The following is a 12485-nucleotide window of genomic DNA, read 5'->3' as shown; positions in this document are numbered from 1 at the left end:
GACTATCTTTCGGTCAGCTTCAGTTCGATACGGCGGTTGCGGCGGAAGGCGATCTGGTCGTCGCGCGCATCCAGCGGCTGGAACTCGCCGAAGCCGGTGGCGGCCAGACGCTCGACCGGCACCCCCTGCGAGGCCAGGAACTTCACCACCGAAATGGCGCGCGCCGCCGACAGCTCCCAGTTCGACGGGAACTGCGCCGTATTGATCGGCTGCTTGTCGGTATGGCCATCGACACGCAGCACCCAGGGCAGATCCTTCGGAATCTTGTCGCTGATCTCGATCAGGGTCTTGGCCAGGCGCGCGATCTGCTCGCGGCCCTCGGGCTTGAGCTCGGCGGCGCCGGAATCAAACAGCACCTCCGACTGGAAGACGAAGCGGTCGCCGACGATCTGGACATCGCGGCGGTTGCCCAGCGCCTGCCGCAGGCGCCCGAAGAACTCGGACCGATAGTTGGTCAGCTCATCCACCTTGCGCGCCAGCGCGGCATTCAGGCGCCGGCCCAGATCGCTGACCTGCGCCTGGTTGGCCTTATCCTTCTCTTCGCTTTCCTTCAGGATGCGCTCGATCTGCGCCATCTGTTCGCGCAACGCCATCAGCTGACGATTCAGCAGGTCGACCTGGCTGCGCGCCTCACTGGTCAGACGCTTTTCCTGGTCCAACTGGCCGGTATTCGACATCAGCTTGCCCTGCAGGTCGATCACGATCTGCTGCTGTTCGGTGAGCTTTTTCTCGGCCTCGTCGGCGCGCGCCTGGCTGTCGGCCAGAACGGCGGCGAGCTGGTCGCGCTCGGCATTGGCGCTGCTCAGGGTCGCCTGCAGGCCGCTCAGGTCGAGCCGCAGCTGCGCGTTGTTGCGCTTTTCCAGCGAGAGCTGATCGACCAAGCCGGCCAGTTCGCTGCGCAAGCCATCGATCGCCTTGTCGCGGCCGGAAATCGCATTGGCGAGAAAGAACTGCACCAGCATGAACACCGCCAGCACAAAGACGATCACCATCAGCAGGGTCGACAGCACATCGACATAGCCGGGCCAAGGGCCCGCGCTCTGATGATCGTTGCGCCTGCGGCTGAGCGCCATGGCTCAATCAGCCCCGCCGCTGGGTATCGGCAGAGGCGGCAATCGTGCGCGACAGCAGCTTGATCTCGGCGCGCATCTCGTCGACCAGCTTGGCGCGGCCCTGGGCGGCATCGTCGAGCATCCGGCTGAGCAGGATATCGATATTGCGCAGATGCCCGCGGCTGGCGGAATCGAAACCGCCGCTTTCCGTGCCCTGCGCCAGCTTGGCCATGATCGGCTTCATCTCGATCTGGTGTTCGGTCAGTTTCAGCAGCAGGCCCTGCTCGGCCCGCATCTGCTCGGTCAGCAGGCTCAGCTTTTCGTTCAACTGCAGCAGCGCCGCGCTGCTCTGGCCGCGATTATCCTCACCGCGCGCCATGGTGCGCTGCAGGTTGTCCAGGCTGTCGGCCGTTTGCTCCAGCAGCGCCTGCACATAGGCCGGCACCGACTGCTCGCCTTCCATCACCGCGCCGCCGCCGACGCGGGTGAAGCCGGCCAGCCATTCTTCCAGGTCGTTATAGAAGCGGTTCTGCGCCTGACCGGCCTGCAGGTCGAGGAAGCCCAGCACCAGCGAGCCGGCAAGGCCGAGCATGGAGGCCGAGAAAGCCAGACCCATGCCGGTCAGCGGCGCTTCAAGGCCGCCCTTCAGCTTGCTGAACATCACATTGATGTCTTCGCTGGCATTCAGCGACAGGCCGTTGATGGTGTCGCTGACGCCGTTGATGGTTTCGAGCAGGCCCCAGAAGGTGCCGAGCAGGCCCAGGAACACCATCAGGCCGATGAAGTAGCGCGAGATGTCGCGTGATTCATCCAGGCGTGAGCCGACGGAATCGAGCAGCGCCCGCGTTGCCGCCGCCGACAGCGACCCGCGCGGCCCGCGATTGGCCAGCATGCGCGACAGCGGTGCCAGCAGGCTGGACGGCTCGCCGATCTTTCCGGCGCCGGTGCCACGCTGCGCCAGCTGCCAAGCTTCGACCCAGCTGGCTTCCTGGCCGATGATCCAGACCTGGCGGAAGGCATAGAGGATGCCGACCACCAGCACGAAAACGATCAGGCTGTTCAGCGCCAGATTGGCCATGAAGGCGCGCAGCAAGGTGTTGTGCAACAGCGCGATCACGACGCCCACGGCGACGAGGAACAGCATCATGCGAAACAGGAAACGGCCCGGCTTGGTCATGCGATCACCCTTCCGCGTCTGCCGTAAAGTTGGAATACGGCATTTTCACGGCGCGCGGCCGGAAAGCGCCGCATACCGCGAATCAATCGTCTGGCTCTGGAATGATCGCTTAGGCCGCATGGCCGGATCAACCGCAGGATCGCGGTGAAATCCGGCATCGCAAAACCTTAACGTCCGACGGCGGCGACCTCGACACGATCCGCCACCCCTTCGGCAGGCGCGCCAAGCGCGCGCACATCGATGCGGGTCGAACGGATGCCACGATCGATCAGATACTGCCGCACCGCCAGGGCCCGGGTCAGCGACAGGCGCCGCGCGCCGCTGCCGCCATCGCCGGCACTGTTGGCGGCATAGGCACGCACCTGCAGGCGATCTTCGCCATTGGCATACTGACGGGCCAGCGCGGCCAGGTCGCCGGCCGGCAGGTCGCCCTGACCGTTGGCGAAGGGAATGGTAACCACCCCGGCCTGGACGCTGGGGGCCGGGGCCGGCCGCGGCGCAACCGGCGCGGCGGCCACCTGGGGCGCCGGGGCAGGAGCAGGCGCCGGTGCTGCAGCCTGGGGAGCCGGCATCGGAGGCGGAGTGGGAGCCGGGGCGACGGGGGCCGATGCAGCCGGGGCCGGCGCGGCCGGAGCAGGAGGCACGGGGACTGGAGCGGGTGTCGGTGCCGGGGCGGCGGCCTGCGGGGCCGGCATCACGGGCATGGGCGTGCCGGGCGCGACCTGCGGCTGAACCGGGGCCGGCGCGGGCGCCGGAGACGGCAGCGCCGCCACAACAGGAGCCGGTGCCGCGGCAGTAGCGGCCTTGGCCGGAGTCTGGCGGGCGCCGGCCACCCGGGCCGCGCGCGGCTTGGCCGCAGCGCTCGGACGACCGGTTTCACCAAGCAATGGCGCCGGGCCGGCGGGTTCGGGATTCAACAGCGGCTGACGGCCCATGGCCGGTACGCCGCGGGCTCCGGTGGCGCCGAGCAGCGGCACATTCGCAGTCCCGCTGCCGCGGCTGCCGCTGAGCTGATCGAGGGCCTGCAGATTGATCTGCACATTGCCGCTGCCGATTATTGTCTGTGCCTGCACAGGCAGGGCCAGACCGGTCGCCAGCCAGACGGCAGCGAGCGATAGCGGAAGCGGCTTGGCGGCCATCGGAATATTCCCCCTAACCCCGGATACGGCGGGAACGATAGCGGAGGCGGGCGTGCCGGACAACCCGGCTACTCCTCGGCGCGGCAAGGAAACACCCTATTGTGCGGTACCGTTTACGCCTTGACGAGCTTGCTGAGCGGCCCGTGCAGCACGTCGTTGGCTGCGATGATCCGGCCGGTCTCCAGCATTTTCTCGCCGCCGGCAAAATCCGTCACCGTGCCGCCGGCCTCGCGCACCAGAACGATGCCGGCCGCGATATCCCAGGGCTGCAGGCCGGTTTCCCAGAAGCCATCGAAGCGACCGGCGGCCACATAAGCCAGGTCCAGTGCGGCCGCGCCCATGCGGCGGATGCCGGCCACCTCGGCCATCACGGCGGTCACTTCCTTGAGGAAGGGTTCATGGCCCGGCTTGCCATGGAACGGGATGCCGGTGCCGAACACGGCCTCGGGCAGCTTGCGGCGCGCCGAAACACGAATGCGGCGTTCGTTGATATAGGCGCCCGCGCCCTTCTCGGCCCAGAACAGTTCGTCGCGCACGACGTCCAGCACGATGCCGGCGATGATTTCATCTTCGCGGACCACGCCGACCGAGATGGCGAAATGCGGAATGCCGTGCAGGAAATTGGTGGTGCCGTCCAGCGGATCGATGACCCAGTAGCTCTTGCCGTCCTTGGCCTCGATACGGCCGCCCTCTTCCATGATGAAGCCGAAATCGGGCCGCACCTTGGCCAGTTCCTGCTGCAGGATCTTCTCGGCCTTGCGGTCGGCGGCCGACACGAAGTCAGCCGGGCCCTTCTTCGAGACCTGCAGGTGCTCGACTTCATTGAAATCGCGGATCAGGCTGCGCTGCGCTTTGCGCGCCGCGTTCGCCATCGCATTGATCAAAGCGGATCGCAGGGCCATGGAAATGCTCGTTTGGGAAAGGCCGCGGAACCTATCAGCGCTTCCCGTGCTTGGCAATCGCCCCATGGAAGGCTTTCACGGCCGCGGCCGGGCCCTCCGGGTGGCGCCAGACGCCCGCCGAAACCGCCAGAAAGTCGGCGCCGGCCTCGATCAGGGGGCCGCAGTTCTCCACCGTGATGCCGCCGATGGCGACGCAGGGGACTTCCATCAAGCCGGCCCACCAGTCGATCAGGTCGGGTTCGGCCCGGGTCTTGGGCTGCTTGGTTTCGGTGGCAAAGAAGGCCCCGAAGGCGACGTAATCGGCGCCGGCTTCGGCAGCTTCCATCGCCAGATGGCGGGAGTTGTGACAGGTGACGCCGACAATGCGGTCGGGTCCGAGGATGCGGCGCGCTTCTTCATAGGGTGCGTCGTCCTGGCCGACATGCACGCCGTCCGCACCGAACTTGATGGCCAGATCGGGCCGGTCGTTGATCAGCAGCGCGACATCGTACTCGTGACAGACCGGCAGCAGGGCTTCGGTCGCGCGGCGGAAGGTATTGTCGGAGGCCGTCTGCTCGCCATCCTTCAGGCGCAGTTGCAGACAGGCGACGTCGCCGGCATCCAGCGCCTTTTTCAGGTCTTCCGCGAAGACTGCCGGCTCGATGGCCGGCGGCGTGATCAGATACAGGCGCTGTTCAGATGCTTTTGTCATTCACTCAACCGGCAATAAAGCCCTTCAGGGCATCCAGTGTTTCATCGGGGCGTTCGCCCATCATCATATGGCCGCAGCCCGGCAACACGTCGATGCGGCCGTCTTTAAATTCTTTCGCCCAGCCGCGCGCGGCGCGCAGCGGCGTCATCTGGTCGCGCTCGCCCGCGATGATCTGGGCCGGGACAGTGGTGGCGGCGACCGCCTGCTTGCCGGTGTCATAGCCGTTGCAGACGCGAAAACCCAGCGCCAGCACATTGCGTGGCGCGCGGTCGATCAGGCGGATGCTGCCACCCAGCAGATACGAGCCCGGCACCTTGTTGCCGCCCATCTGGTTTTTCTTGGCGATCATCCAGTCGTTCATCAATTCGACGGTCGTGTAAACGCCGCTGTCGGCCAGCGCCTGCAGTTCGGGATTGACCGCCATCGGATAGCCGAAGCCGAGCAGCGAGATCCGGCTCACGCGTGCCGGATGCTTGGCCGCCGTCTCCAGCGCGATCAGCGCGCCCATCGAATGCCCGACCAGTGAAGCCTGCTGTACACCGGCCGCATCCAGCAGCTGCGGCAGCCAGTCGGCGAAGGCACCGACGCTTTCCGGCATCGGCCCTTCCGAGCGGCCGTTGCCCGGCAGGTCGAGCGCCAGCACCGAATAGCCGTGATAGGCGAACCAGCGCGTCTGCATCGCCCAGACCGTATGGTCGCAGGCATTGCCGTGCAGGAACACCACGGTGGGCCTGGTCTTGTCGAAATCCTTGCCACCGGTGGCGGCGAATATCTTCTTGCCCGCGACGTCGAGCCACATCGTACGTTTCCCCTCGCCTTATTCTGCGGCGGCTTTGACGACCTTCTGCGACGCGCGCAGGGCCTGGTTCAGGTCGTCGATCAGATCCTGTGAATCTTCCAGGCCAACCGACAGGCGCACCAGCTCCTCGCCGATGCCGGCCGCCTTGAGTTCAGCCGCGCTCATCTGCTGATGGGTGGTGCTGGCCGGATGGATCACCAGCGACTTGGCATCGCCGACATTGGCCAGATGCGAAAACACCTGCAGCGTCTCGATCAGCGCACGGCCGGCTTCGCGCCCGCCCTTGACGCCGAAGCTGAACACCGCGCCGCTGCCGCGCGGCAGCAGCGTCTTGGCCAGCGCATGATCGGGATGTTCTTCCAGTTCGGGATAGGAGACCCAGGCGACGGCCGGATGGCTTTTGAGGAAAGTCACCACCTTGCGGCTGTTCTCCACATGGCGCGCCATGCGCAGCGGCAGCGTCTCCACGCCCTGCAGAAGATGGAAGGCATTGGTGGGCGACATGCAGGCGCCGAAATCGCGCAGGCCTTCGGCGCGTGCGCGCATGATGAAAGCAGACGGGCCGAATTCTTCCGCGAAGTCGAGGCCGTGATAGCCGGCGTAAGGCTCGGTCAGAGTCGGGAACTTGCCCGAGGCTTCCCAGTCGAAGCGGCCGGAATCGATCAGCGCGCCGCCGATGGCGACGCCATGGCCGCCGAGGAATTTGGTGGCCGAATGCATGACCAGATCTGCGCCATGCTCGAAGCCCTTGAACAGGTAAGGCGTGGCAAAAGTGCAATCGAGCATCAGCGGCAGACCGGCCTCATGGGCGATCTTCGCCACAGCCGGCACATCCAGCACTTCCAGACCTGGGTTGCCGAGGATTTCGCCGAAGACCAGTCGCGTCTCCGGCTTGATCGCTGCCTTCCAGGCCGCGTGATCGCGCGGATCGACAAAGGTGGTGGTGATGCCGAAACGCGGCAGGGTATGCACGAGGATGTTGTAGCTGCCGCCATAGATGTTGCGCGAGGCGACGATATGGCCGCCCTGTCCCATCAGCGTGACGATGGCGAGATGCAGCGCGGCCTGGCCCGAGGCGGTGCAGACGGCGCCGACGCCGCCTTCCAGTGCGGCCAGACGTTCTTCCAGCACCGCGACGGTGGGATTGGAGATGCGCGAATAGATATGGCCGCCGCGCTCCAGGTTGAACAGCGCGGCTGCATGGTCGGCATCGCGGAAGACATAAGAGGTGGTTTGGTAGATCGGCACCGCGCGGGCGCCAGTCGTCGGGTCCGGCTGCTGGCCGGCATGCAGGCTGAGGGTGTCGAACCGCAGGAATTTCGGTTCCAGCATGATGGGCCTCCCGGTGGTTTTTATGCGTCTGGCCAAAAAAGCGGGCCGCCTTATCCGCATTGGGACCGGGCGACCCGACAATACAACCTCAAACCTCGAAACGGCGTCGATTAATCCATGCCGGCCGACGCCAAGTCAAGACGATGTAACGAAGTGTTTCAGGCACGCAAAAAGAGGCCGCCGAAGCAGCTCGGCGGCCTGTTTGAGTCGCTAACAACAGGGAGGAAACTATGACCGAACTAAATCTGACTGAGGCCAGTATGGCCGGGCGCACTTAAGATTTCGTGAAGCCGCCGCGATCCTGTATGGTCGCCGCCATGACAAATTCCGCTTCTGTGTCACAGGCCCTGCCCCAGGAGGCTGCCGAGCCGCTGGCCGGGCCCGTGCAGGACCGCCTGCTGGACGCGGCGCTCGTCTGTTTCCGCCGGATCGGCGGCAAGCGCACCCGGATAGAGGATATCGCCGCCGAGGCCGGCATTGCCCGCACCGCGGTCTACCGGCATTACCAGAACAAGCGCGCCATCGTGGCGGCGCTGGCGACCCACTGGCTGGCCGAAGACGAGACCCGCCTGGCCGAGATTGCCCGCGATCATGGCCGCAGCCCCGCCGCCCGCCTGCATGCCTTCCTGCTGACGGATGCTGAAAATACAAGGCGTTACCTGTCTGACCCCTGCCTGGTCGAAGTCCTGGAAGAGGTCGTCCAGACCCGGCGCGCCATCCTGCTGCAGCATCGCAGCCATATCCGGCGCCACCTAGCCGGGCTGCTGGCCGAAGGCACCACGGCCGGCGCCTTCCGCAGCGACCCGGCGGACAAGCTGGCCCAGAGCCTCGACGACCTGATGAGCCGGTTCCATGACCCCCGTCTGGCCGGGGAACTGGATAAGACTGTATGGCGCGACCGCGCCTTGGCCGCCGTCGACATGATCCTGAGAACTGTTCGGGCACGCTGAGCTATTTTGACATATGACAATTTTCGTCATTTGTCTGGATATTGCAGCGCTCTTGACTTTAAATCTTTAAAGTGTTCTTATTATGTTCATGATTTCAGTAGGCTCGCAGACCAACCCGAGCCGCAATGAACACGGACGAAGCGAAACGAAGGCCAGCGAAGCAAAACGAAGACGAACGAAGCGGAACGAACGGCAGCGAAGCCGAATGAACCGCAACGAAGGAGACGGTCTCACTTCTTGAAAAAGGTATCCGCTGCGCCGCGTGCGGCCTGTTTCTGCTTGATCACGCCCCGGATGGTGACGATTTCGGCTTCCAGATCGGCGATGCGGCTTTCCAGGTCCTCGATCGACATGACATCGAATTTCGGCAGCGCCGGTTTGCGCGTCTGTGCTTCATCCCAGTCCATGCCGGCCTCCCGTCCATCGCATCGGCCGCATTCTATTCGCCCGGGCAACCGCCGATAAAGCGAAACCTGCCGCCTTGCCGCAGGGCCGGCCGGCCGTTAGATCAGTGGTCGCCATACGGAGAAAACCATGCTGCCGCAGCAAATGACCATTATCGAAATCAGCCAGCCTGGCGGGCCGGAAGTGCTGAAGCCCGCCCAGCGCGCCGTGCCGCAACCGGCAGAAGGCGAAGTGCTGATCAAGGTCCATGCCGCCGGCGTCAATCGCCCCGATGTGCTGCAGCGCGCCGGCATGTATCCGCCGCCGCCCGGTGCGCCGGACTATCCCGGCCTGGAAGTGGCCGGCGAGATCGCTGCTGTTGGAGATGGCGTTCAGAGATGGAAGCTGGGCGACAAGGTCTGCGCGCTGGTCGCCGGCGGCGGTTACGCCACCTACTGCATCGCGCCGGCCGAACAATGCCTGCCGGTGCCCACCGGCCTCGATATGGCTGAAGCCGCGGCCCTGCCGGAAAACTGGTTCACCGTGTGGACGAATATCGCCGATCGCGGCCGCCTGCAGGCCGGGGAAAGCATCCTGATCCATGGCGGCGCCTCGGGCATCGGCGTTGCGGCGATCCAGCTGGCGAAACTGCTGGGTGCGAAACGCATCTTCGTCACCGCCGGCACCGACGAGAAATGCCGCTTCTGCGAAAGCATCGGCGCCGAGAAGGCGATCAACTACAAGACCGAGGATTTCGCCGCCCGCATCGCCGAGCTGACCGGCGGCCAGGGCGTCGATGTCATCCTCGACATGGTCGGCGGCAAGTATTTCGCCCCCAACATCAAAAGCCTGGCCGAGGACGGCCGCCTGGTGCTGATCGCCGTACAGGGCGGGCCGAAGGGCGAAGGCGACCTGAGCGTGCTGATGCGCCGCCGCCTGACCGTCACCGGTTCGACGCTGCGGCCCCGGCCGGTGGCCTTCAAGGCCGCCATCGCCCGGGCGCTCGAGGAGAAAGTCTGGCCGGCCTTTGCCGATGGCCGCCTGAAGGCCATCATCGACAGCCGGTTTCCGCTGGATCAGGCGGCCCAGGCCCATGCCCGGATCGACCATGGCGACCATGTCGGCAAAGTTTTGCTGACGATCTAATTAAAAACAACGACTTAGCAGGCGTCGGGCGGTTGCACCCCCCGTCCGATGCACTATATTACGCCCGATTTTCCAGTTTAAGCCCCGCGGGACGGGCCGCCCTGAAGACCCGGGACGCGGCTCCCGCATGATGAGGATTTACCCATGGCGTTGCCGTTGATGCCGAAAGCCACTGCCGTGTGGCTGATCGACAACACGAAGCTGACCTTCGACCAGATCGGCCGGTTCTGCGGCCTGCATCCGCTGGAAGTGAAGGGCATTGCCGATGGCGAAGTGGCGGTCGGCATCGTCGGCCTCGATCCGGTCGCCAATGGCCAGCTTGCCGCCGGCGAGATCGAGCGCGTGGAAGCCGATGCCTCCGCCGACCTGCGCCTGCTGGCTCCCAGCGTGCCGCTGCAGCGTCAGAAGACCAAGGGCGCCAAGTATACGCCGGTGTCGAAGCGCCAGGATCGTCCCGACGCCATCGCCTGGCTGCTGAAGTATCATCCGGAAGTGCCGACCGCGCAGGTGCAGAAGCTGCTCGGCACCACCAAGGCGACGATCGATCGTGTGAAGAACCACACGCATCCCAATCATGCCAACATCAAGCCGCGCGATCCCGTGTATCTCGGCATCTGCAGCCAGACCGAGCTGGACCGCGTGCTGATCCTGGCGGCCAAGCGCCGCGACAACAAGGAAAAGCGCGACGCGCGTGAAGCCCGTGCCAAGACGCGTGAAGTATCGGCCGCCGAAGCGCCCGCCGCCGAGCCGGCTGCAGCCAGCGACGAATAACTCTGGTTGCATAGAGATTATGGCGCCGCCGATTGCATGATCGGCGGCGCTTCTCGTTTGCGAACCAATCGCACCCGGTGGTTCGGCGCTGCGGGGCCATGTCGGCGCGTTATCAGGTCATTCAGCAACAAAACCTAGGCACTGCATATGGATTCCGGTATAGGCTGGTTTCAGGAGAGCCGGCGAATGACCAGAATTTGGCACCGGCGCAACAGGGTTTCGGGGCGTCTTTAAGTCATGCTTGTTTTCATTATCAGACGCCTGATGCAGGCGGCATTGGTCATGGCGGTCATGTCGGTGCTGGTCTTCGTCGGCATCTACATGATCGGCGATCCGCTCGCCATCCTGGTCAGCCCGGAAGCGACCGAGATGGATCGCGAATCCATCGCACGCGCGCTCGGCCTCGACCGGCCGATGTGGGAACAGTATCTCACCTTCCTGTTCTCCGCCCTGAAGGGCGAGTTCGGCAAGTCCTTCGTCTTCGGCCAGCCGGCGATCAACCTGATCCTGGAGCGCATGCCGGCGACCCTGGAGCTTGCTCTCATCGCCACCTTCCTCTCCGTCGTGATCGGCGTGCCGCTTGGCCTCTATGCTGGCCTGCGTCACGAAACCTTTGCCGCCCGCGCCATCATGGCCGGCTCGGTGCTGGGCTTCTCGCTGCCGAATTTCTGGGTCGGCCTGATGCTCATCATGGTGTTCGCCGTGCAGCTCGGCTGGCTGCCGGCTTCGGGGCGCGGCCCGACCATGGAGCTGCTCGGCATCCAGGTCAGCTTCCTGTCGGCCACCGGATGGAAATACCTGGCGCTGCCGGCACTGACGCTCGGCCTGTCGAAATGCGCGCTCATCATCCGTCTGGCACGCGCCACCGCGCGCGAGGTGATGCTGATGGACTATGTGAAATTTGCGCGCGCCAAGGGCCTGAACGAGCGGCGCGTCATCGGCGTGCATATCCTGAAGAACATCATGGTGCCGATCACCACGGTCACCGGCCTGGAACTCGGCTCGCTGATCGCCTTTGCGGTGATCACCGAGACGATCTTCTCCTGGCCCGGCATGGGCAAGCTGTTGATCGACTCGATCGTGCATCTCGACCGCCCCGTTGTGGTGGCCTATCTGATCGTCGTCGTCTTCCTGCTGGTCATCATCAGCCTGATTGTCGACATTCTGTATTCCGTGCTCGATCCGCGCGTGCGGCTGGGAGAGGCAAAATGAGCCAGGCTCCTGCTGTCGCAACCGCGACCACCGGCGCCCCGCTGGCCAAGACCGAAGCGCCGTGGAAGCGCATCGTCGCCGAATTCGCCGAAAGCAAACTGGCCGTATTCGGCCTGGTGCTGCTGGTGCTGTCGCTGACCGCCGCCTTGCTGGCGCCGTATCTCTCGCCGCAGAACCCCTATGACCTGGCGATCCTGGACATCATGGATGCACGCCAGGCACCGGGGGAAAAGGCTGGCGACGGCTTTACCTTCCTGCTCGGCAGCGACGGCCAGGGTCGCGACATGCTCAGCGCCATGCTCTATGGCCTGCGCATCAGCCTGATGGTTGGCGTCGTATCGGTGGTTCTGGCGCTCAGCATCGGCGCGGTGGCCGGCCTGCTGGCCGCCTATAGCGGCGGCAAGGTCGACGCCCTCATCATGCGCTTCGTCGATATCCAGCTGTCCTTCCCTGCCATCCTGATCGCCCTGATCCTGCTGGCCGTCCTGGGCAATGGCGTCGACAAGGTGATTGTCGCGCTGATCGCCGTGCAGTGGGCCTATTTCGCCCGCGCCGCCCATGGCGCCGCCCTGGTGGAGCGCAACAAGGAATATGTCGAGGCCGCACGATGCCTGGGCCTCAGCCGTACCCGCATGCTGCTCAAGCATCTGCTGCCCAACTGCCTGCCGCCCCTGATCGTGATCGCCACCATCAACATCGCCCGCGCCATCACGCTGGAGGCGACGCTCAGCTTCCTCGGCCTCGGTGTGCCGGTGACTGAGCCGTCCCTTGGCATGCTGATCGCCAACGGCTTCGACTACCTGCTCAGCGGCGTCTACTGGATTTCGCTGTTCCCCGGCGTGGTGCTCACCCTGGTGATCATCGCCATCAACCTCGTCGGCGACCAGCTGCGCGACGTGCTCAACCCCCGCCTCAAGCGCTGATTCATCC

13 protein-coding genes are annotated in these 12485 nt (G+C 65.0%); 5 read left to right on the top strand and 8 right to left on the bottom strand.

Annotated features, from left to right (window positions below; genetic code table 11):
* Window positions 1-2: 2 nt before the first annotated feature.
* From AC1ROT_RS15715 to AC1ROT_RS15685, 7 genes are all read right to left on the bottom strand, one after another.
* On the bottom strand, window positions 3-1073 hold the full coding sequence (locus AC1ROT_RS15715; RefSeq protein WP_493000098.1) for a peptidoglycan -binding protein: 1071 nt from the start codon (window positions 1071-1073) through the stop codon (window positions 3-5).
* 7 nt (window positions 1074-1080) lie between these two features.
* Entirely contained in the window at window positions 1081-2229 is a 1149-nt protein-coding gene (locus AC1ROT_RS15710) for a flagellar motor protein MotA (RefSeq protein WP_492971631.1), read from the bottom strand.
* Between the two features lie 167 nt (window positions 2230-2396).
* Window positions 2397-3368, bottom strand: a complete 972-nt coding sequence (locus AC1ROT_RS15705; RefSeq protein WP_493000096.1) for an OmpA family protein — start codon at window positions 3366-3368, stop codon at window positions 2397-2399.
* A gap of 113 nt (window positions 3369-3481) precedes the next feature.
* Window positions 3482-4270 carry an inositol monophosphatase family protein gene (locus AC1ROT_RS15700; RefSeq protein WP_492971633.1) on the bottom strand — a complete coding sequence of 263 codons (789 nt, stop codon included), beginning with the start codon at window positions 4268-4270 and terminating at the stop codon, window positions 3482-3484.
* A 34-nt stretch (window positions 4271-4304) separates the two neighbouring features.
* A complete protein-coding gene (gene thiE, locus AC1ROT_RS15695; RefSeq protein WP_492971634.1) occupies window positions 4305-4961 on the bottom strand; it encodes a thiamine phosphate synthase in 657 nt (218 codons plus the stop codon).
* 4 nt (window positions 4962-4965) lie between these two features.
* On the bottom strand, window positions 4966-5760 hold the full coding sequence (locus AC1ROT_RS15690) for an alpha/beta fold hydrolase (RefSeq protein WP_493000095.1): 795 nt from the start codon (window positions 5758-5760) through the stop codon (window positions 4966-4968).
* A gap of 18 nt (window positions 5761-5778) precedes the next feature.
* Window positions 5779-7092, bottom strand: a complete 1314-nt coding sequence (locus tag AC1ROT_RS15685) for an O-acetylhomoserine aminocarboxypropyltransferase (protein WP_493000093.1) — start codon at window positions 7090-7092, stop codon at window positions 5779-5781.
* A 317-nt stretch (window positions 7093-7409) separates the two neighbouring features.
* Between AC1ROT_RS15685 and AC1ROT_RS15680 the strand changes: the two genes are divergently transcribed.
* The gene (locus tag AC1ROT_RS15680) at window positions 7410-8042 is read left to right on the top strand and encodes a TetR/AcrR family transcriptional regulator (RefSeq protein WP_493000091.1); all 633 of its coding nucleotides are present in this window, start codon (window positions 7410-7412) and stop codon (window positions 8040-8042) included.
* A gap of 230 nt (window positions 8043-8272) precedes the next feature.
* Here AC1ROT_RS15680 and AC1ROT_RS15675 read toward each other — a convergent pair whose 3' ends face one another.
* Complete coding sequence (locus AC1ROT_RS15675; RefSeq protein WP_492971639.1) at window positions 8273-8449, bottom strand: DUF1192 family protein; 177 nt, start codon at window positions 8447-8449, stop codon at window positions 8273-8275.
* Window positions 8450-8576: 127 nt separating this feature from the next.
* On the opposite strand from AC1ROT_RS15675, the gene AC1ROT_RS15670 reads away from it, so the two are divergent.
* The 4 genes from AC1ROT_RS15670 to AC1ROT_RS15655 all read left to right on the top strand — a co-directional run bounded on the left by AC1ROT_RS15670 (window position 8577) and on the right by AC1ROT_RS15655 (window position 12478).
* Window positions 8577-9572, top strand: a complete 996-nt coding sequence (locus tag AC1ROT_RS15670) for an NAD(P)H-quinone oxidoreductase (RefSeq protein WP_493000089.1) — start codon at window positions 8577-8579, stop codon at window positions 9570-9572.
* Between the two features lie 144 nt (window positions 9573-9716).
* Window positions 9717-10343 carry a cell cycle transcriptional regulator TrcR gene (locus AC1ROT_RS15665; protein ID WP_492971641.1) on the top strand — a complete coding sequence of 209 codons (627 nt, stop codon included), beginning with the start codon at window positions 9717-9719 and terminating at the stop codon, window positions 10341-10343.
* A gap of 237 nt (window positions 10344-10580) precedes the next feature.
* Window positions 10581-11555, top strand: a complete 975-nt coding sequence (locus tag AC1ROT_RS15660; protein WP_492971642.1) for an ABC transporter permease — start codon at window positions 10581-10583, stop codon at window positions 11553-11555.
* Entirely contained in the window at window positions 11552-12478 is a 927-nt protein-coding gene (locus tag AC1ROT_RS15655) for an ABC transporter permease (RefSeq protein ID WP_492971643.1), read from the top strand. The genes AC1ROT_RS15660 and AC1ROT_RS15655 overlap by 4 nt, the downstream gene beginning before the upstream one ends.
* Window positions 12479-12485: the final 7 nt, after the last annotated feature.

This window comes from Ferrovibrio sp. GW821-FHT12E11, assembly GCF_058806975.1.
Note: the sequence above shows the minus strand (reverse complement) of the source record. Positions and strands in the feature narration are given on the sequence as shown.

Bases quoted from the DNA above. Each gene is read 5' to 3' on its own strand.
- AC1ROT_RS15715 (WP_493000098.1), bottom strand. From the start codon at position 1,073: ATGGCGCTCAGCCGCAGGCGCAACGATCATCAGAGCGCGGGCCCTTGG.
- AC1ROT_RS15710 (WP_492971631.1), bottom strand. From the start codon at position 2,229: ATGACCAAGCCGGGCCGTTTCCTGTTTCGCATGATGCTGTTCCTCGTC.
- AC1ROT_RS15705 (WP_493000096.1), bottom strand. From the start codon at position 3,368: ATGGCCGCCAAGCCGCTTCCGCTATCGCTCGCTGCCGTCTGGCTGGCG.
- AC1ROT_RS15700 (WP_492971633.1), bottom strand. From the start codon at position 4,270: ATGGCCCTGCGATCCGCTTTGATCAATGCGATGGCGAACGCGGCGCGC.
- thiE (WP_492971634.1), bottom strand. From the start codon at position 4,961: ATGACAAAAGCATCTGAACAGCGCCTGTATCTGATCACGCCGCCGGCC.
- AC1ROT_RS15690 (WP_493000095.1), bottom strand. From the start codon at position 5,760: ATGTGGCTCGACGTCGCGGGCAAGAAGATATTCGCCGCCACCGGTGGC.
- AC1ROT_RS15685 (WP_493000093.1), bottom strand. From the start codon at position 7,092: ATGCTGGAACCGAAATTCCTGCGGTTCGACACCCTCAGCCTGCATGCC.
- AC1ROT_RS15680 (WP_493000091.1), top strand. From the start codon at position 7,410: ATGACAAATTCCGCTTCTGTGTCACAGGCCCTGCCCCAGGAGGCTGCC.
- AC1ROT_RS15675 (WP_492971639.1), bottom strand. From the start codon at position 8,449: ATGGACTGGGATGAAGCACAGACGCGCAAACCGGCGCTGCCGAAATTC.
- AC1ROT_RS15670 (WP_493000089.1), top strand. From the start codon at position 8,577: ATGCTGCCGCAGCAAATGACCATTATCGAAATCAGCCAGCCTGGCGGG.
- AC1ROT_RS15665 (WP_492971641.1), top strand. From the start codon at position 9,717: ATGGCGTTGCCGTTGATGCCGAAAGCCACTGCCGTGTGGCTGATCGAC.
- AC1ROT_RS15660 (WP_492971642.1), top strand. From the start codon at position 10,581: ATGCTTGTTTTCATTATCAGACGCCTGATGCAGGCGGCATTGGTCATG.
- AC1ROT_RS15655 (WP_492971643.1), top strand. From the start codon at position 11,552: ATGAGCCAGGCTCCTGCTGTCGCAACCGCGACCACCGGCGCCCCGCTG.